Genomic DNA, 23013 nt, shown 5'->3' with positions numbered 1-23013 from the left:
ATTTTAATTATACCAATCCATGCGATTTTTTGGCACATACCAGAAAATATAATTATGCCATATTCCTGCAGGAGCTGGCTCAATTCCTTTTATTCTTTTGTTTACTGCAATTATCGTATCAGGTACATAGAGAAATGTATAAGGTTGATCATCTGTGATTAATTCATGAATTCTCCAGTAAAGTTTTTTTCTTTCTTGTCTGTCCAGAGTTTCTCTTGCTTTCTCAATAAGGTGATCTACTTCTTTATTGCTATAACTTACGAAATTAAATTCTCCTGGTTTTGTTTTGGAGGAGTGAAAAATATCATATAAATCAGGGTCTCGGGAAAGAGACCAGCCAAGCAGAACTGCCTGAAACTGTCTTTTTGTAACAAGTTCAAGAAAACTCTGCCATTCAAGCACTCTTATGTTTAGCTCAATTCCTATTTTTTTAAGTTGTTCCTTTAGTATTTGAGCAGTCTTAAGCCTGGCTTCATTGCCCTGATTTACGAGTAAAACAAAGGAGAACCTTTTTCCATCTTTTATTAAAATTCCATCACTGCCTGTTCGCCAGCCAATTTCATAAAGAATTTTTCTTGCTTTTTCAGGATTGTATTCAAAATCCTTTACATTTGGATTGAATGCCCAGGATGAGGGTGGAAAAGGTCCTGTACAAGGCGTGCCAAATCCCAGCAGAACTCCTTCAATTATTTCTTTTTTATTTATTGCATAGGCAATTGCCTGTCGCACTCCTTTATTTGAAAATAAAGGATCTTTTAGATTGTAGCCTATGTAAGTATACCCAAAAGATGGATATCTGTATACATTGAAATATTTTTTAAAATAGGAGGTTTCTCCATAATATTTATACTGAGCAGGATTAAGTCCCATAAAATCTATGCCACCAAATCTTAATTCAAGAAACATTGTGGAAGGATCTGGGATTATTCTTGTGATAAATTTTTCAAAGAAAGGTTTGCCTTCATAATAACTGTTGTTTCTTTCAAGAACTACTATTTGTCCTGTTATCCATTCTTTCATTTTGTATGGTCCTGTTCCAATAGGCATTCTGTTTAATGGTGAATTAAATAAGTTTTTGCCTTCAAGTAAATGTTTTGGCAGTATTCCCATTCCCCAGGATTCCAGTGCAGGTGCAAATGGTTTTTCATAAACTACTTTTACAGTATATTTATCAAGAGCTTTAACTTCTTTTACAGGACCGTAAGTGCTGCTGTAAGGTGTAGGATTTTTGGGGTCAGTGATAGCTTTGTATGTAAAAACAACATCATCTGCTGAAAATTCTACTCCATCATGCCATTTAATTCCTTTTCGTAAATGGAAAATTATTTCTTTACCATCCTTTGATATTGTCCAGCTTTCAGCAAGGTCTCCAACTATGTTTAAATTTTTATCATACTTTGTAAGTCCATTAAAAATCTTTCCACTTATGTCAGCGCTTGCAGAATCTGAGGCAAAAAGAGGAAGAAGTCTTTTTGCATCTGCTGATGAAGCAGAGGTTAATGAAAAGGGTTCTTTTATATTAGGAGCTTTTTCACAAGAAAAAATAAAAAGCAATATTATAAAGACAACAACGTTACAATATTTTTTTATCATTTATTTTTGTTGAGGTTGTTCTCCTGAAGGCGGTTGTGCTGGCTGAGTTTGAACTGGAACCTTTACATCCGACACAATAGACTTTGATTTTGTAGTAATATAAGTCAGAAAGAATGATGAAAGCATAAACAACACAGCTACAATTGTTGCTATTTTATTGAGAAATGTAGTTGCACCTCTTGGTCCAAAAAGCGTTTGAGATGAACCTCCTCCAAAAGCAGGTCCTAGTTCTGCCCCTTTGCCTCTGTGAAGCAATACAACAGCAATCATAACAATACACAATATTATATGAAAAGTTAAAAGTAGTGTTTTCATTCATTCCTCCTTTGTTCTTCATATCTTACAATTCTGGCAAATTTTACAGGATCAAGGCTTGCTCCACCAACTAAAACACCATCAACATTTTCTGTATTCATTATAGAGTAAATATTCTCAGGAGTCACACTTCCACCATAAAGTATTCTAATCATATCAGCCTTTTCATAATAAAGTTCCTTTAATTGAGAGCGAATAAATGCATGGGCTTCTTCAATCTGAGCCTGAGAAGCTACCATACCTGTGCCAATTGCCCATACAGGCTCATAGGCTAAAACCAGAGCATCAGGATTGTTAATATTTTCAAGACCTTTTTCTATCTGTCTTTTTAAAACATCAAAGGTTTTATTTGATTGTCTTTCTTCAATTGTTTCACCAATACAGAAAATTACATTTAATTTTTCATCAATGCAAGCTTTAATTTTACGATTTATTATTTCATCTGTTTCATAAAAATACTTTCTTCTTTCAGAGTGACCAATAATAACATATTCAACATTTAAATCCTTAAGCATAATTGGAGAAATCTCGCCTGTATAAGCTCCTTTTTTTTCATAAAAGACATTTTGTGCACAGAGCTTTATATTTGTATCTTTTAATGCATTTCCAATACTTTCAAGGCATACAAATGTAGGAGCAATGCCGATTTCTCTATCATTTATTTCATCAACTAATGGAATAAAATCTTGAAGAAATGCCAATGCTTCCTTAACAGTTTTATGCATTTTCCAGTTGGCAACGCAAAATTTCGTTCGCATAATTTAAAAGTATAATTAAATTAGTTCATTTTAGTCAAATACTCGAATTGCCTCATATAAAAATCTATTCAAAATGGGATATCTTAGTAACCGCTCATATGCGTGCTTTCTCCTAAACAGATTCCTTTTCGCACCCACAAGGGATGCAAGGACAACACGGTGTCAAGAAAAAGGTAAAAACTCCTTTTGAGAGAGTTCTTGAACGAAAGGCGGATGTGCACACTTAGCTTCGTTAAGAACTGTTACTAAAAAACGCTGCAGTCGCTCAAGACAGTAATTTTCAAATGGCAATTTTAAATAGCAGTATCCGATTTTTATTGGATATATTTGTTTTGCTATAATAAAAATTTATGAAATCAATTCCGAGGAGGAGAAATGTTTCGCGATAAATACTGTGCTGAAGTTAAAGAAGAAGAAATTGGCAGTGAATTGAGACTATGCGGATGGGTTTTTCGGAGAAGAGATCACGGTGGATTAATTTTTATTGATCTTCGTGATAGAACAGGAATCATCCAAGTAGTGTTCAGTCCTGAAATTTCCCCGCAAACACATAAAAAAGCTCATAATTTAAGAACTGAGTATGTTATCTCTGTAAAAGGTATTCTGAGAAGAAGACCAGAAGGAACTGAAAATCCAGATCTTATTACAGGCAATGTGGAGCTCTGGGCTTCAGAGTTTGAGATTTTATCTACTTCAAAGCCTTTACCATTTCAGCTTGATGAGGCATCGGAGACAACAGAACTTCTAAGATTAAAATATCGTTATCTTGACCTTCGCAGAGCAGAAATGCAGAGAAACTTTTTTATAAGACACAAAGTAACAATGTCAATAAGAAATTTTCTTGATGCTCAGGGATTTCTTGAGATAGAAACACCAATGCTTACAAAGTCTACACCAGAGGGGGCAAGAGATTTTCTTGTTCCAAGCAGACTTAATCCAGGAACATTTTATGCTCTTCCTCAATCACCTCAGCTTTTTAAACAGATTCTTATGATGTCAGGATTTGACAGATACTTTCAAATTGTCCGTTGCTTTAGAGATGAAGACTTGAGAGCAGACCGTCAGCCAGAATTTACTCAGATTGACCTTGAGATGTCTTTTGTTGAGATCGAGGATATTTTAAATATCGTTGAAGAAATGCTTTTTAAATGTTTTAAAGAAGTTCTATCTGTTGAAATTGAAATACCTTTCAGAAGACTTACTTATGAAGAAGCAATGAATAGATATGGCACAGATAAACCGGACTTAAGATTTGGTATGGAAATTTACGATGTAAAGGAGCTTGTAAAAGACTGTCAATTTAAAGTCTTTCTTGATGCAGCTTTAAAAGGTGGAGCTGTAAAGGCGATATGTGCAAAGGGATTTGCGTCAGCCTCTCGTAGTGAAATAGATAAACTCGTAGCTTTGGCTCAGTCTTTTGGTGCAAAAGGACTTGCATGGATTAAGGTTAAACAGGGATTTGAATCTCCAATTGTCAAATTTTTCTCCGAGGAAACTCTTAAAGAAATTGCTAAAAAAGTAGGTGCAGACCAGGGAGACCTGATGCTTTTTGTCGCTGATACAAATTCAGTAGCTAATGAGGTCTTAGGAAGACTCAGGCTTGAAATTGCTGATAAAGCTCAAATAAAAAGAGAAGGATTTTGCTTTGCGTGGATAGTTGATTTTCCTTTGTTTGAATGGAGTGAGGAGGAAAAAAGATTTGTAAGCATGCATCATCCCTTTACATCTCCTAAGGATGAAGATATTGAAAAACTTTTAAAAATGTCTTATGAGGCTTTTTGTGACCCCCGGAGTTCTGTAAAAGATATAAAAGCAAAAGCCTATGATATTGTTCTTAATGGCTATGAGCTTGGTGGTGGAAGTATTAGAATTCATAAATCAGAGCTTCAGCAGCACATATTCAAGATACTTGGTATCTCAGATGAAGAAGTTAAAAAGAGATTTGGATTTTTTGTAGAAGCTTTACGATATGGAGCACCTCCACACGGAGGAATAGCTTTAGGGCTTGATAGACTTGTTATGCTTATGACAGGAGCGAGTTCTTTGAGAGATGTTATAGCTTTTCCAAAAACTCAGAAAGCTTTCTGTCCACTGAGTGAAGCACCTTCAGAGGTTGATATAAGGCAATTGAAGGAATTACACATAAAGCTGGATATTTAAGTTATAATTAAACACAATGATAAAAATTTCTATTAATAAAGCAAAGCCAGGGATGAAAATTTTAAAAGACATAGTTAATGAAGCAGGTATGGTTGTAGTGCCTGCTGGTAAAGAGTTAACTGAGGCTCTCATAGATAGGCTCTTTATGATGAATATAGATTTTTTATATGTTGAAGGCAAAAAAGAAATGCCACCTAAAGAAGAAGTTTTTAAAGAAATTGAAGAAAGATTTAAAAAGGCGACTGATTCGTATACTCTGTTGATAAAAACAATTCTGAAGAGTCACATTGAGGAACTTTATAAATGAATACTCAAGATGTAATTGCAAAAATTGAAAAAATAGAAAGCCTTCCCACAATCCCTCCAATTTTGAAAAAGATTTTATCAGTTATAGAAGACCCAAGAGTATCACTGCAAAAAATAACTGATTTTGTTTCTTCTGATCCAACTCTAACTGCAAGAGTTCTTAAGATGGTTAATTCTCCAGTTTATGGGTTTCCTGGAAGAATATCTTCCGTAAGTCATGCAATGGTAATTCTTGGATTGAATGCTGTAAAAGGGCTTCTTCTTGGAGTTTCAGTCTTTGAGATAATGCAAAAAAACATGATAGGACTATGGGAACACTCCCTTTCAACAGCCATATTTGCAAGAATTATCGCAATGAAAAGACAATTACAAGCTCCAGAGGAAATCTCAATAGGAGCACTTTTGCACGACATTGGCAAGGTTATATTTATAATGGCATTTAAAGATGAATACATGAAAATAATTAATTCTGCTCAGGAAAAAGCGAGTTTTTTATACGAAATTGAAAGACAATACTTTGGCTTAACTCATGCAGAAGTTGGAGGAATTATTGCTAAAAAATGGAAATTTCCCCAAAAATTGATAGAACCAATAATGTATCATCACAGACCTCAACTGGCTGAAAAGTTTCAGATGGAAACTGCTATTGTTCATATATCAAACATACTTGCTCTGGCAAGAGGAGTGGGATATTCAGGAGAAATTTTTGTGCCTTCTGTTCATCCTTTTGCATGGGAAATTTTAAATTTTAAATCAGATGAAATTTTAGAAATATTTAAAGAAGCTGAGGAGCCTATTACTACTTCAGGAGAAATTTTCCTTTCTGATGAGTAGAAAAATCATTGTTATTTTAAAAAATAAGGAAATCAAAAAAGTTGTAGAAAAAATCCTTTTTCCTTTACCAGATGAAATTTATTACTTTCAAGATATAAACGAGGCTCTTCAGATAATATATGATGAAATTCCTGATCTGGTTGTTATAGAAGCAGTTAATGACCCAAAAATAGAAATTTCAATAATAAATAATTTAAAGGATGATCCTATTTTTGTATCAATGAATGTGATAGCAATAGTTCCACCTGATTTTTACATTGAAGACTGGCAAAATTTTCTTGTAGATGACTATATAAGAGTTGACAACCTAAAAATAGATTTAATCATGAGAATTAAACTTTGTTTTGAAAGAATAGAAAAAGTTATAGCTACAAATCCTCTGACAAAGCTTCCAGGTAATCTTGTTATACAAAAGGAGATTCAAAAGAGGCTTAATAGAGGAGATGTTTTTGCTCTCGCCTATGCAGATTTAGACAATTTCAAGCCTTTCAATGATAAATACGGTTTCTCAAGGGGTGATGAAGTAATAAAACTTCTTGGAAGACTTATTCTTAATATTGTTAGAGCTGAACAACCAAATGGAAGTTTTGTTGGACATATAGGAGGTGATGATTTTATTTATATAATGGATCCTGAAAAAATTGAAGAAACAACACAAAAAATAATAGAAATCTTTGACAGCGTTGTTAAAAACTTTTATGATGAAGAAGACCTTAAAAAAGGTTATATTGAATCAGTTGACAGAGAAGGGAAAACACGATTTTATCCTATTATGACAATTTCTGTTGGGATAACTTCTAATAAATACAGAAACTTCAGGCATTTCAGTGAGATGGCTGAAGTTGCCTCCACAATGAAATCTATTGCAAAAAAACAAAAAGAAAAAAGATATGCAATTGATCGAAGAAGAAGCATTTAGCCAAGAAGAAGAAGTAATTCATTGGTTTTTTCCTCAAGTTTTTTTAGCTGTTGTTTTGTTTCCTCACATTGTTTTTTTGTTTCATAAAGTTCATCAGCAATATAAAGACAGGCAAGGATGGCTGCCCTCAAAGGAGGCATGTTAGAGTTTTGCTCATAAACTTTTCTCAATTTTTCATCAACATACTTAGCCAGTGTTTGAATATATTCAGGCGGTTTTTCTCCTTTTATTGTATATTTCTGTCCCAGTATATAAACTTCTGTTTTATGCATCTGCTTCTAAGTCAAGCTCTTTAAGAAGCTCTTCTATTTGTTTTTTTATTGCTTCTCTTTCTGAAAGTAAATTTTCAATTTCCTGATTTTTTGTTTTTAAAACTTCTTCCAATGTGTTTACTTTTTTCTGCAAATCTTCTTTTTCCTGTTTAAGAATTCTAATTTTTTCAAGGGCTGATACAATCTTTTCTTCAATCATGGAGTGCCTCCTTTTATTTTTATTATTTTTAAAACACTTTCTTGTGTCAAAGCCTTGTTAATTCTAAGATATTCAAAATATGAAACAACAACTCTCTGAACATAAGCTTTTGTTTCAGCATATGGGATATCTTCTAAGAATTCATCAATATCCTTATAAGAGTTATCTTTTAGCCATGCCTGCACAGCATTCTCTCCTGCATTGTATGCAGCAATAGCCAGCACTGGATTTTTAAATTCTTCAATTAGATTTTTAAAATAAAAGCTACCGATTAATATGTTTTTTTCAGGTTCAAATAGTTCAGAATCTTTTTTTAGCATGATACCTATTTTTTTACCATGTTTTTTTGCAGTCTCTGGCATAAGTTGCATCAATCCAAGAGCTCCAGCAGGCGAGTGAGCAAAACTGTCAAAACGTGATTCTTCTCTCATTATTGCAAATATCAAATAAGGATTAATATCCAATCTCTCTGTAACTTTTAAAACAATATCTTTGTAAGCCTGCGGATATAAAAGTTCAGGAAAATTAAATTTGTCTGAAATCTTTGAGATAAGCCTTACTGATGTGGAATAATCTCCTAATTCATAAAGAATTTTACAGAACAAAGGAATGTTTTCAATATCTCTGTTGTTCTTTAATAGCGCTTTAACTTCTTTTAAGGCTTCATCTTTAAATCCTGCTTTAAGCAATAGGTCAACTCTTTTTGGAAGGATTAATTGATAATTAACTGATTTAGATTCAGAGATGGAGGATACTTTCCCTTTCATATAAAAAAAATATGAATAAATATCTCCAGGCTGAAAGGGCACAACATAATGTTTTACAGGTACAGTCCCATTTATTTCATTTATTTTTTCAAGCCAGTAAATATACTTGAGCTTACCATAAGAAGAGCAAAGTTGCTGAAGAATTTTTTTTGCTTTATCATATTCTTCCATAAGATAGTAATTCCAGGCTAAAAACCACATGGCATTTTCTTTTTGAGCAGGATATTTGTTAATAGCCATATTGAGAATTTTTATTGCTTTATCATATTCACCAGCTCTTCTTTTAATGTTTGCATAATTTATAAGAACATCTACAAATCTCTGATCTGCTGATTTTATGTAATTTGCCAGCTCTCTTTCAAAAGTATTATAATCTCTTGCTCTGAGCAGTGCTCTTGCTCTCCAGTAAAGCTCGCCAGAGTTTTTAAAGATATCTGCCGCTTCAGAATATCTTTTCTGCATAAAAAGACAGTATCCAAACAATGAAAGAATCTCTGATTTTTGATAATTTGCTTTAAAAAGAGCTTTTTTAAGATATTTTTCTGCATTTTTAAATTGATATGCGTTATTTAAAGCCTTAGCTTTCTTTATCAAATCATCTACAGTTATATCTTCATCAGAAAGCTCTCTCTCTGCCTGATCAGCAAAAGCTGAAGCAGTTGTGAAAATTTCTTTAAATATCCTTTTTGCCTGTTCAACTTTTTTATGATTTTTAAGATAAATTCCATATTCAAATTTAATTTTTATTTCCTCAGGATATTCATTGATAAAGGACTGATAGAGTTTTTCAAGTTCTGGTAAATTAAGAATTTTTGCAATTTCAATCTCCTCTTTCATCGTTTCTTTAATAAGAGGTGATTGGGGATAATTTTTCTTTAATTCTTCCAGATCTTTCAATGCTTCTTCATATTTATTCATATTTTTATAAGCCTTTGCACGCCACAGCAATATATAATCGCCTATTTCTTTAAATTCAGGAATGGCTTTTGTCAGATACTGCTCTGCTTTTTGAAACTGTCCTGAATTAAGAGATTTCTTACCTTCAATGAGATACTCTAAGGAGGAAAGCTGAGAGAGACTGTCACTTGGAAGAAAAATAAATAATATCAAACCTATTAATAACCCTATCAGCTTCATCTTTTAATTTCCTTTATTTGTTTTTGATAGTAATAAAAATTGCTTTCTATTTCCTGAAGACTGTCACCACCAAATTTTTCCAGGAAAGCTTCTGCAATGTGCCATGCTAAAACAGCCTCTCCAATAACAGCTGCAGCAGGCACAGCACATATGTCACTTCTTTCATATGATGCTAAAGAAACCTCCTTAGTAAAGACATCAACAGATTTTAAAGGTTTTCTTAAAGTAGGGATCGGTTTCATAGTAGCCTTTACAATTACAGGCATTCCATTTGAAACTCCTCCTTCAATCCCACCCATGTGATTTGTTTTTCTGTAAAAAAAATCATCAAAAAAAATTTCGTCCATAACTTCTGAGCCAAATTTTTTACCCACTATTACTCCATCGCCAATCTCAACTGCTTTTATAGCCTGAATACTCATAATTCCCATAGCTATTCTTGAGTCAAGTTTCCTATCCCAGTGCACATAACTTCCAAGTCCTACTGGAACACCTGTAGCAAATACAACAAAACAACCACCAACACTGTCTCCATTTTTTATTGCCTGATCAATGACATTTATAAATTTTTCTTCTGTGTCTTTCCAGGGACATCTAACTGGAGAGTCCTCTGATAAGACTGAAAGCTCTAACAATTGCTTTTCATTTAAATAAGCTGTTTGTAGTTCTTGACAAACTGGTCCAATTCCTGTAACAAAACTACCTATTTTTATATCGAAAATTTTCAGAAACTGTTTTGCTAACGCGCCAACAGCAACTCTCATAGCAGTTTCTCTTGCAGAGGAGCGTTCCAGAACATTTCTGATATCACTATGTTGATACTTAATAAAACCTGCCAGATCAGCATGACCTGGTCTTGGTTTTGTAACACAAGGATGAGAGTTTTCAAAAGCTTTATCAGGATTCATTGCTTCTTTCCAGTTTTCCCAATCACGATTTTTAATGAAAAATGCAATTGGTGAACCAAGTGTTTTCCCCCATCTTATTCCAGACAAGATTTCAACTTCATCAGATTCTATTTTCATTCTTCCACCTCTACCGTAGCCCATTTGTCTTCGCTTAAGTTCCATATCAATTTCTTCTTTTGAAATGTATACTCCTGCAGGCATTCCCTCAACAATGCCTATAAGTCCTTTACCGTGTGATTCTCCAGCTGTGAGAAATCTAAGCATAAGCATATTTTAAAAAATATCAGCCTATTTTTTCATCTTCATTTTTAACTTAAGTTTTTACTTTTGTATTTATTTTAAGTTAAAATTAATTTATGAATGGACAGACAAAGGGATCACTAAAAACTTTTCTGATTTGGTTGATAATAGGTATTTCTATTATTGCGCTTTTTAATTTTTTCAATGTCCCTCAAAAAAATGAAAAAGAAATAATATTTTCTGAGTTTCTTATGAAACTGCAGAATTCTGAAGTAGATGAAGTTTTAATCAAGGACAATACTATAACAGGAAAACTTAAAGATGGCTCTCAGTTTAAAACTTATTACATAAATTATCCTGATCTTATAAAAGAACTTTCTTCTCACAGTGTAAAAATTTCTGTAAAGCCACCAGAACAAACCCCCTGGTATATTAATTTTTTGCTTTCATGGGGTCCTGTAATTTTCCTCGTATTTTTATGGATTATGTTTATGAAGCAGATGCAGGCTGGAAGCTCTCGTGCCATGTCCTTTGGTAAGGCAAGAGCAAAAATGATCTCCAATAAATCAGTTAAGGTGACCTTTTCAGATGTTGCAGGAATTGAAGAAGTAAAAGAAGAGGTAAAAGAAATTGTTGATTTTCTTACCAATCCTCAAAAATATATTAAACTTGGAGCAAAAATTCCCAAGGGTATTCTTCTTGTTGGTTCTCCAGGAACAGGAAAAACTCTTCTTGCAAAGGCAATTGCAGGAGAAGCTGGAGTTCCCTTTTTCTCAATTTCAGGCTCAGATTTTGTAGAGATGTTTGTTGGAGTTGGAGCAAGTAGAGTTCGTGATCTTTTTGATCAGGCAAAGAAAAATTCTCCATGCATTGTATTTATTGATGAAATTGATGCAGTTGGAAGACAGAGAGGAGCAGGTCTTGGCGGTGGGCATGACGAAAGAGAACAAACACTCAATCAACTTCTTGTAGAGATGGATGGATTTGAGAGCAATGAAGGAATAATTGTGCTTGCAGCAACAAACAGACCTGATGTTTTAGATCCAGCACTTTTGCGGCCAGGAAGATTTGACCGTCAAATTGTTGTGCCTCTTCCAGATGTAAAGGGAAGGCTTGAGATACTGAAAGTTCACACAAAAAAAATTCCACTTGCACAGGATGTGGATCTTGAAAAAATTGCAAGAGGAACTCCAGGATTCTCTGGTGCAGACCTTGCAAATTTAGTGAATGAAGCGGCTTTATTAGCAGCAAGAAAAAATAGTGACGCTGTCAGCATGAATGATTTTGAGTCAGCTAAGGACAAAGTTTTAATGGGTGTGGAAAGAAAGAGTATGGTTTTAAGTGAACAGGAGCGAAAAATTACAGCCTATCATGAAGCAGGACATGCTCTTGTAGCAAAACTTACTCCTCAGACTGATCCAATTCATAAGGTTAGTATAATTCCAAGAGGAAGAGCACTGGGAGTCACTCAACAGCTTCCACTTGATGACCGCTATACCTATTCAAAAGAATATCTTTATGGCACGCTTAAGGTTCTTCTTGGAGGAAGAGTTGCAGAAGAGATAGCTCTTCAAACAATGACAACAGGAGCTGGGAATGACCTTGAAAGAGCTACAGAACTTGCTCGAAAGATGGTTACAGAGTGGGGAATGAGTGATAGAATGGGACCTCTTACCTTTGGTAAAAGAGAAGAACATGTATTTCTTGGAAGAGAAATTGCAAAACACAGAGACTACTCTGACAAAACTGCTGAGGAGATAGATGAGGAAACCAAAAGAATTGTAACAGAGGCTTATAGTGAAACCAAACAATTAATTGAAAAAAACAGAAAACTTCTTGATGCAATTGCTCAAGCTTTGCTTGAAAGAGAAACTCTGGAAGCTTCAGAAATAGACGAAATTATAAAGCTCAATGAAGCTCAAGTTTCATAATTTTGAGTTTGATTTCCTCAAAAAAACCTACATAATGGGAATTCTCAATGTTACTCCTGATTCTTTTTTTGATGGGGGTAGATATCTGAGCTTTCAAAATGCTATTGATCATGCTCTAAGAATGGTTGAAGAAGGTGCTGATATAATTGATATTGGCGGAGAATCAACCCGTCCTGGAGCAGAACCTGTAAGTATTGATGAAGAATTAAAAAGAGTTATTCCAATAATAGAGGCTCTTTCAAAGAAAATCTCTATCCCTATTTCAATTGATACATACAAAGCTAAGGTTGCAGAGAAAGCAATCGAGGCAGGAGCAACAATTGTGAATGATATAAGTGGTTTAAGATTTGATCCAGAAATGGCAAAAGTTGTCAGCAGATACAAAGTTCCAGTGGTCATTATGCATATAAAAGGAACTCCAAGAGATATGCAAAAGAATCCTCATTATGAGGCTTTAATACCAGAAATTATAGAATATCTGAGAAACTCCATAGTAATCGCAAAACAGGCAGGAGTTGATGAAAATATGATAATTATTGATCCTGGTATTGGATTTGGCAAATTACCTCAGCACAATCTTCAAATATTAAAAAATCTCAAAGAATTTTCTAAATTAGGCAAACCAATACTTATAGGAGTATCAAGAAAAAGTTTTATTGGGTATGTTTTAAATGAAAGCTCCCCTGAAAAAAGACTTGAAGGAACAGCCTCAGCTGTGGCAGTATCAGTTATAAATGGAGCGAATATTGTGAGAGTTCACGATGTTGGATTTATGGCTAAGATTGTAAAACTGGCTGATGCTATTAAATTCAGCTAATTTTACATCTTCTGAGGAGCTTTCACTCCAAGCATTCTCAATCCGTGTTTTAAAACAAGCATTACAGCTTTACAAAGACTAAGCCTTGTTTCTGTTAGTTTTGCATCTTCAGAAATAACTCTGTATTTATGATAATAACTGTGAAACAGTGCAGCAAGCTCCTGTAAATAAAAGGTTATTCTATGAGGCTCTCTCATTTGAACAGATAGTTCAAAAATCATCGGATAAAGAAGCAATTTTTTTATGATTCTAAGCTCATCTTCATTGAACAATTCTGGATAAAACTTTTGAGGGTTGAGTTGAGCTTTTTCAAAAATGCTGTTAATTCTTGCATGAGCATATTGAACATAGTAAACAGGATTTTCCTGTGATTGTTTTTTTGCAACTTCTATATCAAACTCCAGGTGACTGTCAGATTTACGTGTAAGAAATATGAAGCGTGTGGTATCAGCTCCAATTTCATCCATAACTTCTCTTAAAGTAACAAATGTTCCTGCTCTTTTTGACATCTGAACAGGCTTTCCTTGCCTGAGCAAGTTTACCATCTGAACAAGAAGTATTTTAATTTGAGAGGCACTCATTCCCAATGCCTGCACAGCAGCCTTTACTCTTGATATATATCCATGATGGTCAGCACCCCAGATGTTTATAAGCTCATCAAATCCTCTTTCAATTTTGTTTTTATGATAGGCAATGTCAGAGGCAAAATATGTATATGTTCCATCACTTTTTACAACAACTCTGTCTTTGTCATCACCAAAAGCTGTTGAGCGAAACCACAGAGCTCCATCTTTTTCATAAATAAATCCAAGTTCTTTAAGCTTGAGGATTGCTCTTTGAACCTCACCTGTATGATAAAGTTTTCTTTCACTAACCCAGTTGTTAAAATTTATTCCAAAGTCTTCAAGGTCTTTTTTGATTTCATTGAGTATTTTTTTATAGGAAAAATCAATTAAAAAATCACCAACTTCTTCAAAGCTTTTATTTTTTAAGCTATTACCGTAAAGTTCGTAGATTTCTTTTGCAATCTCATTTATGTAATCGCCTTTATAACATTCTTCAGGCATGGGCATTTGTTTTCCAAAAAATTTTTGCAAAGCAACATAAACACTCAAACCAAGAAGTTCTACCTGTCTGCCAGCGTCATTAATGTAGTATTCAGTGGAAACATTATATCCAGCTTCTCTGAGAATATTTGCCAGAGCACTGCCCAGTGCTGCTCCTCTTCCATGTCCAAGATGAAGAGGTCCTGTGGGATTTGCGCTGACAAATTCTATTTGAACTTTTTTCCCTTTTCCTATATCCTGAGTTAAAAATCTTTCACCTTCATTCAAGAGACTTTCAAGCTCAGAAAAAATAAAATCCTTTTTAAATCTGAAATTTATAAATCCAGCTCCTGCAATTTCAATGTTTTCAAATAAAGCTTTATCTATTAAAGAGATTAATTTTTCAGCAATTTCTTTTGGAGGTCTTTTCAACTGTTTTGCAAGCTCCATCGCTACAGGACTGCTTAAATCACCAAATTCTTCATTTTTAGGAATTTCTATTTCAGGATCAATTTCTGACAAGCCAAGTTTTTTAATTGCTTCAGTAATTTTGTTTTTTAACAATTTATGCATTCCCATCACACCACCTTCTTGCATTCTGGAAAATTTTTAACCACGGAGATGCTTTTATAGATTTTTTCCATTTCTCCGGTATCCATGGCCATTGCCACAGTAAAAAAGCTCTCTCTGGATGAGGCATCATCGCAAGATGCCTACCATCTTCAGTGCATAATGCGGTTATTCCTAAAGGGGAACCATTTGGATTAAATGGATAGGTTTCTGTAATATTTCCATCATCATCAACATAACGAAGAGGGGCAAGATTTTTCTCAATTACTTTATTCAGAATTTTTTCATCAGGGAAATAGGCTCTTCCTTCTCCATGAGCTATCCATACTCCAAGCACTGAGTCTTCCATGCCACTGAGCATAATTGATGGAGAAGGCAGGATTTTAATGCTCACCCATCTGGATTCAAATCTTCCAGATTTATTCCATATAAAACGGGGTTGTTGATTTTGTTCAATTCCATACCATGGAACCCATCCAAGAAGTGCCATAAGCTGACATCCATTGCAAACTCCCAGGCTAAATGTATCAGGACGCATATAAAATTCTTCAAACTCTTTTCTAAGATGAGAGAACTTGATACAGCCTGCCCATCCTTTAGCAGAGTCAAGAACATCAGCAAAGCTAAATCCTCCAACAAAGGCAACTCCCTTAAATTGCCTAAGTGAAATCTTTCTATCTATCAAATCCTGCATACACACATCCCATGGTTCAAATCCTGCCATATAAAAAGCTGCTGCCATTTCTCTGTCTCCATTGCTTCCTTCTTCACGAATTATAGCAACAGGAGGCTTTACCTTTTTTTTAAGCAGCAGTACTGGAGTGCTTTCTGGTTTGAAGCTTATTGTATATCTTGGTGCAGTTCTTGAATAAATTACTCTTTTTTCTTCTTTTACACATTCAGGATTTGCCTGGAGCATATCAATTCTATGACTTGTTTCTTCCCAGAGATCTCTTAGTTTGGTCATGGGCTCATCAAAGACAATTTTGTTTTCTTGCTTGATAATGATTCTGTCTTCTTTTATGGTTTTTGCAATCTCGTAATGGGGAAGATTTTGTTTAGCAAGTATTTCTTTTACTTTTTTGAGTTTTTTAAGATCAACTTCTATAGCAACCCCTGGTTCTTCATTGAAAAGTTCTGAAATAAGAAACAGATTTTTTTCAATTTCAAGCTCAGAAGAATTTACTTCTATTAATAAACCTGCACTGCCTGAAAAAGCCATCTCAAGCAAAGTTACAATCAGACCTCCATCTGAGCGGTCGTGGCCTGAAAGTATCAGGTTTTTATCAATTAAATTCTGGACTACTTGAAAAGCTCTTTTTAAAAGCGCAGGATCTTCAAGATCAGGACATTCACTGCCAATCTGGTTAAAACATTGAGCTAAAGCACTACCACCCAGTCTTTTTTTGCCAGGACTCAGGTCAATAAAAAGAATTACGCTTTCCCCTGGATGTTTTATATCAGGAGTTATTACCTTGTTTATATCAGGACAGGGAGCATATGCTGAAATTACAAGAGTTCCAGGAGATTTGACGACTTCAACTGTCTCATTTGTTTTTATCTTTGCAGCCATTGAAAGAGAATCTTTGCCTCCATCAATAGCAATGCCGAGTTTTATCATTAGTTCTGCCATTGCCTGAGCAGCTCTGTAGAGACGCACCCCTTCACCAGGAAGTTTTGCTGCCCACATCCAGTTAGCTGAACATTTTATGTCTTCAAGGCTTGTAATTTTTGCCCATACAATATTTGTAAGTGCCTCAGTTACTGAAAGTCTTGCCATTGACTCTGGATTTATAAGTCCTTTTATAGGTTGCTCTCCAATTGCATGGGCTATCCCTGTTTTATCAAAATAACTTTGAGCAACTACGCATACATCAGAAACAGTGAGCTGAACAGGACCAGCACACTGCTGTCTCACAATAAGGCCTGTAACTGAGCGGTCCACTTTATTTGTTAAAAATCTTTTTGAACCAACAGAAAGAACTCTCAAAACCCTATCCAGAGCTTCATGAATTGTTAAATTTTCAGGGAGTCTTAAGGGTTCAAGTTTTCTTTCAACTCGGGTAAGTTTAAATTCTTTTTTTGGAATTTCTCCAAGAACATCTTTAAGGTCAAAGTTTACAGCAATCTGACCATCCTTGCTGTCATAAACAATAAGTTTCCCATCTCCTGTTACTTCTCCAATAATTGACCAGGGAAGCCTTTCCCTTTCACAAAGAGTTTTAAAAAGGTTAGCATTTTCTTTTTTTATTAACAATGCATCATTTTCCTGATATTCAGCTCCCCATATTTCAAGAACTGAAAGAGTTTCATCTCCAAGAATAACTTTTCTTATATCAATCTTTGCTCCTTCAGGATAAACGAGTTCCTTTACAACATTACAGTTTCCACCAGCACCCTGATCATGAATGCTTACAATAGGATTTTTGCTCCCAAGTTCAACACAGGCACGGACAACTCTGTTGAGTTTATTTTCCATTTCAGCATCCCCACGCTGAACAGCATTGAAGTCAAGATCTTCACTAAGTTGTCCTGATAAAACAGAAGAAGCAGCTCCACCACCTATCCCAATTCTGTATGCAGGACCACCAATTTTTACAACATACATTCCCTTTTGAGGTGGGTCCTTTTCTTTATGTATATCCATTATCTGACCAATTCCACCAGTGAACATTATTGGTTTTACCCATTCAATTCTTTCTCCATGAGGCATTCTCATCCCAAAAGAACGAGTAAATCCAGCAATCACAGGTTCACCAAATTTATTCCCGTAGTCAGAAGCACCATTACTTGCTTCAATTTCAATCTGAAGAGGTTTTGCAAGATTTACGGGATACTGAAAAGTTTTATCCTCCCAGGGAAGCTCATATCCTGGAATTTGAAGATTTCCTACACAATAAGCAGCAGTTCCTGCAATCGGCAAAGCACCTTTACCAGTTGCATGAACATCACGGATTCTGCCACCAGTTCCTGTTTCAGCACCTGGAAATGGAGCCACTCCAGTTGGAAAATTGTGGGTTTCTGCAGTAAAAATTAAATGATAAAGATTTTTTTCTATTTTGAATTTTGAAGGTTTTATAGGTTTTTCAGGCTTTAGATAACTTATTTTTGCTCCATATATAGCGCTTGAGTTGTCTTTAAAGGCTATTACAGAATTTTTTGGATTTCTCTGTAAGGGCTCTTTAACTATATCAAAAAGTGAGCGTTCTACGGGTTTACCATCAATAATTAAAATTCCTCTAAAAAACCAGTGTCTTGAATGTTCACTATTTGATTGGGCAAGATCAAAACATTCTACATCAGTTGGATTTCTTTTTAATTTATCTCTAAAAAGTTTTAAATAAAACTCTATATCCCATTCATCCCAGCCAAAACCAAGTTCGTTATTTATTTCTTCAAGTGCTTTTCTTCCCTTTTCTAAGACAGGCACTTCTCTTACAGGTTTTGTAGTTATTCCGTGACAGAAGTCTTTCAAGGGTTCTGGATATGGACATTCAACCATTCTATCATGAATCATGTTTAAAAAAGCCTCTTCAGAAAAATTCGGAACTGTAGGAGTAAGTTTATATCTTCGTGAACGCTCTATTCTCTGAATTTTTTTTATTCCGATGCTGTGACACACAGAAACAGCACATGTTGACCAGGCAGTTGAAAAATTAAGTCTGGGTCCTACTTCAAATATCATCCCATTGTCTGGACTGAGGAAGCTTTTTTCTGAAAAATTCTCTGGCTCAAAGGTCTCAGATAAAAGCCATCTAAGGATAGCTAATTCATCCTTAGAAAGCTCTTCAGTTATCAGAAGATTATAACAAAATTCTGTTTCAATATTTTTAATCTCAGTAGAGATTTCTGAGTGTATACGATTAAGAAGTTGGATTGTTTGATAGGTTGATAAAGCACTTTTTCTGTAAAATCTTATAATCACTTTGTCTTTTCCTTTATTATTAACTTTCCTTCTGCTTCTGCTATAATTTTATTTTGCTTATCTTTTATCCATGCTTTTGCTTCAATTAGTTTTGATTTTACATGATTTGCCTCTGCCTGTACAATCAATTTTTCTTTTGGTGCTGCAGGATTTTTAAATCTTATTTTTAACTCTGCTGTAACTGTATTAAATCCTAAAGAATTTGCAGCATAAACACAGGCTTCATCAAGAAGCGCTGCAATAATCCCACCATGAATTATTCCACTGTAACCCTGATACTCTTGTTCAAGAATAATTTCTGTGTAAGATTTTCCATTAACATGGTTAAAAACCGCTTTCAAACCTTTCGGATTTTGCTTTCCACAGACAAAACAGTAGTTTTCTGTTTTCATCATTTGTTCATCATCTCAAGAAATTCTTTATTGGATTTTGTTCCTTTGAGTTTACTCAGTAAAAACTCCATTGCTTCAATAGGACTTAACGTACTTAATACCTTTCTTAAAATCCACACTTTATTTAAAACATCAGGAGGCACAAGAAGTTCTTCCTTTCTTGTACCAGAAGCACCAATATCAATGCTCGGGAAAATTCTTTTATCAGCAAGTTTTCTGTCAAGGTGAACTTCCATATTGCCAGTGCCTTTAAATTCTTCGAAAATAACATCATCCATTCTGCTTCCGGTTTCAACAAGTGCTGTGGCAATTACTGTTAAAGAACCGCCTTCTTCAATATTTCTTGCTGTACCAAAAAATCTTTTTGGCTTCTGAAGAGCGGTTGCCTCCAGCCCTCCAGAGAGAACTTTTCCAGAAGCTGGGGTAATAGCATTGTATGCCCTTGCAAGTCTTGTCAAACTATCAAGTAATATTACAACATCAATCCCTTCTTCTACAAGTCTTTTTGCTCTTTCTATAACCATTTCTGAAACCTGACAGTGTCTCTGAGCAGGCTCATCAAAAGTAGAGCTTATTATTTCTGCGCCTGTAACCTGTCTGCGCCAGTCAGTAACTTCTTCTGGTCTTTCATCAATAAGCAAGATAATTAAATATATCTCAGGATGATTCTTCTTTATTGCCTTTGCAATTGACTGAAGTAGCATTGTTTTACCTGTTCTTGGAGCAGCAACAATTAATCCGCGCTGACCTTTTCCAACAGGGGTGAGTAAATCCATAACTCTTGTAGAATAATCCGCTGGATCATATTCAAGATTAATTTTTTTAGTGGGATAATATGGAGTTAGGTTATCAAAAAGAGGTCTGTTAATGATTTCTTCAACCTGCTTACCATTAATTGTTTCAACCTTAAGGAGAGCAAAGTATCTTTCATTTTCCTTTGGAGGTCTTATCTGGCCTGTAATGAGGTCTCCTGTTCTTAAGCCAAATTTTCTAATCTGTGATGGAGATACATAAATGTCATCAGGACTTGGCAGATAACTGTAATCAGGACTTCTTAAAAAACCAAATCCATCAGGAAGAATTTCAAGCACCCCTGAACCATAAACAGTTCCAATTTTTTCAATCTGACTCTGAAGTATTGCGAAAATAAGGTCCTGTTTTTTCATAGAGGTGGCATTTTCAATGTGAAGAGCAGTTGCCATCTCCATAAGTTCAGGAATTTTTTTCTGTTTTAGTTCAGAAATAGAAATCGGAATATTATTGTTTTCCATTACATTACCTCAATTATGGATTTTTTAAGGATTTTTTCACTTTTATAAAATACTCAACCCTTCAGGAGGGTAACTATTGATAAATTAAGCATACAAAATCTGAAAAATTTTGTCAATATTTATTTTTTAACTGTTTTTCTTTTTCTGCTACAAGAAGCTTTGTTTTAAGAACCGTGTCTGGAATTAGACTTATAGAGTCTATTCCACATTCAACTAAAAACTCGGCAAACTCTGGAAAATCGCTTGGTGCCTGTCCACATATTCCAATTTTTCTACCGTATTTTTTCGCTGTTTCAATTACCTGTTTTACAAGTCTTTTTACAGCTTCATTTCTTTCATCATAAATATGAGAAACTAATGCACTGTCTCTGTCAAGTCCAAGTGTGAGCTGGGTCAAATCATTTGAACCAATTGAAAATCCATCAAATATTTTTGCAAACTCCTCTGCAAGAATTACATTACTTGGAATCTCACACATTACATATACTTCCAGCCCCTCTTGTCCCTGAGTAAGTCCGTGTTTTCTCATTACTTCAATAACTTTTTTGCCTTCCTCAACAGTTCTACAAAAAGGAATCATTACCTTTACATTTTTTAATCCCATTTCCTCTCTAACTTTTTTGATTGCAAGGCATTCAAGAGCAAAGGCAGGTTCAAATTTTGGATCATAGTATCTACTTGCTCCGCGCCATCCAATCATAGGATTTGATTCAACAGGTTCATAAAGCCAACCACCAATAAGACCAGCGTATTCATTTGTTTTAAAATCTGAAAATCTAACAATAACGTCCTTTGGATAAAATGCTGCGCCAATCATTGCAATTCCCTGGGCAAGTTTGTCAACATAAAAATCTGGCTTGTTTTCATACATTGGTGTTCTTTTTTCTATTTCTTTAACAACTTTTAAAATTTTAGCATCTGTGGATTCTTTTAGTTTTGGATACTCAATTAATGCCAAGGGATGGACTCCTATATGAGAGCTTATTATAAATTCAATTCTTGCGAGTCCTACACCATCACAGGGAATTTGACCTTGAGTAAAAGCCTGCTCAGGAATTCCTACATTCATCATGATCTTCGTTTTAGTGTTTGGTAAAATTGTAAGGTCAATTCTTTTTACTTTATAGGGAATAATCCCCTGAAGGACCTTTCCTTCCTCGCCCTTGGAACAATCAATGGTTATTGGTTCATTATTCTTTATCACTTCTGTAGCATTTCCTGCACCTACAACGCATGGAATACCAAGTTCACGGGATACTATGGCAGCATGACATGTTCTTCCTCCACGATTTGTAACAATTGCTCCAGCAGCCTTCATTATTGGTTCCCAGTCCGGATCTGTCATATCTGTAACAAGAACCTGACCTTGTTTAAAGAGATGAATCTGGGAAGGTTCTTTTATTATACAGGCGTTACCCTGACCTATCTTGTTTCCTATAGCGAGTCCTGTGCAAAGCACAGTTCCTTGTCCTTTAAGTTCATAAACTTCGTAAAAGTTTTCTCTCTTTAAAGAATGAACTGTTTCTGGTCTTGCCTGAACAATAAAAAGCTGTCCAGTTCCCGCTGAGATTCCATCTCCGTCTTTTGCCCATTCTATATCCATTGGTTTTCCATAGTGTTCTTCTATCATTACTGCCCATTTAGCAAGGGTTAAAATTTCATCATCGTTTAATACAAAATTTTGTCTTTCTTCAAGAGTTGTTTTTACACCTTTTGTAGGTTTTTTAGAATTTTCTCCATATATTAGTTTTTGCTGCTTTGCTCCAATTTTTTTCGATATTATTGCTCTGTATCCTTCTTTTAATGTGGGTTTAAAAACATAAAATTCATCTGGGTTTACTATACCCTGAACAACGTACTCACCTAATCCCCATGAGCCTGTAATATATACCACATCCTTAAATCCTGTTTCTGTATCAAGAGTAAACATTACTCCAGAGGAGGCTTTGTCAGAACGAACCATTTTTTGAACAGCTGCTGAAAGGTATACTGAAAAATGATCAAAACCTTTGTCAATTCTGTATGAAATTGCTCTGTCTGTAAAAAGTGAAGCGAAACATTTTTGCACTGCTTCTACCACATTTTGAGCACCTCTAATGTTTAAATAGGTCTCCTGTTGTCCTGCAAAGGATGCATCAGGAAGGTCTTCAGCTGTTGCGCTTGAACGAACTGCCACATCAACATCTTTTCCATATTTTTCCTCCATTTCCTTGTAAGCTTTAATAATTGCCTGCTTCAAATCTTCAGGCATTTTACCCTGAAGAATGAGTTTTCTTATTTTTTTACCTTTATTTTTAAGTTCTTCAAGATTTGATTTGTCCAAAGTAGAAAGAATTTCTTTCAAAGGTTCTTCAAGATTATTTGATTTTATAAAGTATTTATAGGCTTCTGCAGTGACTGCGAATCCATCTGGAATATTAATGCCTTTTGGTGTAAGATTTCTTAACATTTCTCCTAAAGATGCATTTTTACCGCCTACAATTGGAATATCCTTTATTCCTATCTGGTTGAACCATAAAATTAATGACATTTTTTTACCTCCTTTTGTTTTGAAATTTTTTAATAAGTATATCAAAATTTTTTATTTATGACAATAGCTCGAATTGCCTCATTTAAAATCTACTTGAAATACCATTCGTTGCAGATTCCTTTT

18 protein-coding genes are annotated in these 23013 nt (G+C 34.7%); 6 read left to right on the top strand and 12 right to left on the bottom strand.

Annotated features, from left to right (window positions below; genetic code table 11):
• Positions 1-3: 3 nt before the first annotated feature.
• From ACP5O9_RS03945 to tpiA, 3 genes are read right to left on the bottom strand one after another with little or no spacing between them, the layout of a single operon-like run.
• On the bottom strand, positions 4-1593 hold the full coding sequence (locus tag ACP5O9_RS03945; protein ID WP_428723466.1) for a peptide-binding protein: 1590 nt from the start codon (positions 1591-1593) through the stop codon (positions 4-6).
• Positions 1594-1908, bottom strand: coding sequence for a preprotein translocase subunit SecG (gene secG / locus ACP5O9_RS03940; protein WP_353685377.1), 315 nt, complete (start codon positions 1906-1908; stop codon positions 1594-1596).
• Positions 1905-2666, bottom strand: coding sequence for a triose-phosphate isomerase (gene tpiA / locus ACP5O9_RS03935; RefSeq protein ID WP_353685376.1), 762 nt, complete (start codon positions 2664-2666; stop codon positions 1905-1907). Before tpiA ends, secG begins: the two co-directional genes overlap by 4 nt.
• A gap of 375 nt (positions 2667-3041) precedes the next feature.
• On the opposite strand from tpiA, the gene aspS reads away from it, so the two are divergent.
• From aspS to ACP5O9_RS03915, 4 genes are read left to right on the top strand one after another with little or no spacing between them, the layout of a single operon-like run.
• On the top strand, positions 3042-4826 hold the full coding sequence (gene aspS / locus ACP5O9_RS03930; protein ID WP_353685375.1) for an aspartate--tRNA ligase: 1785 nt from the start codon (positions 3042-3044) through the stop codon (positions 4824-4826).
• 16 nt (positions 4827-4842) lie between these two features.
• Positions 4843-5133 carry a hypothetical protein gene (locus ACP5O9_RS03925; RefSeq protein ID WP_353685374.1) on the top strand — a complete coding sequence of 97 codons (291 nt, stop codon included), beginning with the start codon at positions 4843-4845 and terminating at the stop codon, positions 5131-5133.
• Positions 5130-5966 (top strand): HDOD domain-containing protein, encoded by an 837-nt coding sequence (locus ACP5O9_RS03920; RefSeq protein ID WP_424905192.1) that lies wholly within the window; start codon positions 5130-5132, stop codon positions 5964-5966. The genes ACP5O9_RS03925 and ACP5O9_RS03920 overlap by 4 nt, the downstream gene beginning before the upstream one ends.
• Positions 5959-6885 carry a diguanylate cyclase gene (locus tag ACP5O9_RS03915; protein WP_428723465.1) on the top strand — a complete coding sequence of 309 codons (927 nt, stop codon included), beginning with the start codon at positions 5959-5961 and terminating at the stop codon, positions 6883-6885. Before ACP5O9_RS03920 ends, ACP5O9_RS03915 begins: the two co-directional genes overlap by 8 nt.
• Here ACP5O9_RS03915 and ACP5O9_RS03910 read toward each other — a convergent pair.
• From ACP5O9_RS03910 to aroC, 4 genes are read right to left on the bottom strand one after another with little or no spacing between them, the layout of a single operon-like run.
• Complete coding sequence (locus tag ACP5O9_RS03910) at positions 6882-7157, bottom strand: cell division protein ZapA (protein WP_353685371.1); 276 nt, start codon at positions 7155-7157, stop codon at positions 6882-6884. The genes ACP5O9_RS03915 and ACP5O9_RS03910 overlap by 4 nt on opposite strands.
• Positions 7150-7356, bottom strand: coding sequence for a cell division protein ZapB (gene zapB / locus ACP5O9_RS03905; protein ID WP_353685370.1), 207 nt, complete (start codon positions 7354-7356; stop codon positions 7150-7152). The genes ACP5O9_RS03910 and zapB overlap by 8 nt, the downstream gene beginning before the upstream one ends.
• Positions 7353-9260, bottom strand: a complete 1908-nt coding sequence (locus tag ACP5O9_RS03900; protein ID WP_353685369.1) for a transglycosylase SLT domain-containing protein — start codon at positions 9258-9260, stop codon at positions 7353-7355. The genes zapB and ACP5O9_RS03900 overlap by 4 nt, the downstream gene beginning before the upstream one ends.
• On the bottom strand, positions 9257-10432 hold the full coding sequence (gene aroC, locus ACP5O9_RS03895; protein ID WP_353685368.1) for a chorismate synthase: 1176 nt from the start codon (positions 10430-10432) through the stop codon (positions 9257-9259). The genes ACP5O9_RS03900 and aroC overlap by 4 nt, the downstream gene beginning before the upstream one ends.
• Before the next feature lie 92 nt (positions 10433-10524).
• Here aroC and ftsH point away from each other — a divergent pair, with 92 nt between their 5' ends.
• A complete protein-coding gene (ftsH, locus tag ACP5O9_RS03890; protein WP_353685367.1) occupies positions 10525-12339 on the top strand; it encodes an ATP-dependent zinc metalloprotease FtsH in 1815 nt (604 codons plus the stop codon).
• Positions 12320-13156, top strand: coding sequence for a dihydropteroate synthase (folP, locus tag ACP5O9_RS03885; protein WP_353685366.1), 837 nt, complete (start codon positions 12320-12322; stop codon positions 13154-13156). The genes ftsH and folP overlap by 20 nt, the downstream gene beginning before the upstream one ends.
• Before the next feature lie 2 nt (positions 13157-13158).
• Here the strand turns inward: folP and argS are convergent, their stop codons facing one another.
• The 5 genes from argS to ppsA form a co-directional block, all read right to left on the bottom strand.
• Complete coding sequence (argS, locus tag ACP5O9_RS03880; RefSeq protein ID WP_428723464.1) at positions 13159-14799, bottom strand: arginine--tRNA ligase; 1641 nt, start codon at positions 14797-14799, stop codon at positions 13159-13161.
• Positions 14768-18697: a phosphoribosylformylglycinamidine synthase gene (purL, locus tag ACP5O9_RS03875; RefSeq protein WP_428723463.1), complete on the bottom strand. Its 3930-nt coding sequence runs from the start codon at positions 18695-18697 to the stop codon at positions 14768-14770. The genes argS and purL overlap by 32 nt, the downstream gene beginning before the upstream one ends.
• Positions 18694-19092, bottom strand: coding sequence for a PaaI family thioesterase (locus tag ACP5O9_RS03870; protein ID WP_353685363.1), 399 nt, complete (start codon positions 19090-19092; stop codon positions 18694-18696). The genes purL and ACP5O9_RS03870 overlap by 4 nt, the downstream gene beginning before the upstream one ends.
• Positions 19089-20339 (bottom strand): transcription termination factor Rho, encoded by a 1251-nt coding sequence (rho, locus tag ACP5O9_RS03865; RefSeq protein ID WP_428723475.1) that lies wholly within the window; start codon positions 20337-20339, stop codon positions 19089-19091. The genes ACP5O9_RS03870 and rho overlap by 4 nt, the downstream gene beginning before the upstream one ends.
• Positions 20340-20472: 133 nt before the next feature.
• Positions 20473-22890 carry a phosphoenolpyruvate synthase gene (gene ppsA / locus ACP5O9_RS03860; protein ID WP_428723462.1) on the bottom strand — a complete coding sequence of 806 codons (2418 nt, stop codon included), beginning with the start codon at positions 22888-22890 and terminating at the stop codon, positions 20473-20475.
• Positions 22891-23013: the final 123 nt, after the last annotated feature.

Source organism: Thermodesulfovibrio sp., from assembly GCF_049969575.1.
GTDB lineage: Bacteria > Nitrospirota > Thermodesulfovibrionia > Thermodesulfovibrionales > Thermodesulfovibrionaceae > Thermodesulfovibrio > Thermodesulfovibrio obliviosus.
The sequence above is the reverse complement of the archived record's forward strand: the minus strand, read 5'-3'. Positions and strand labels throughout refer to the sequence as shown.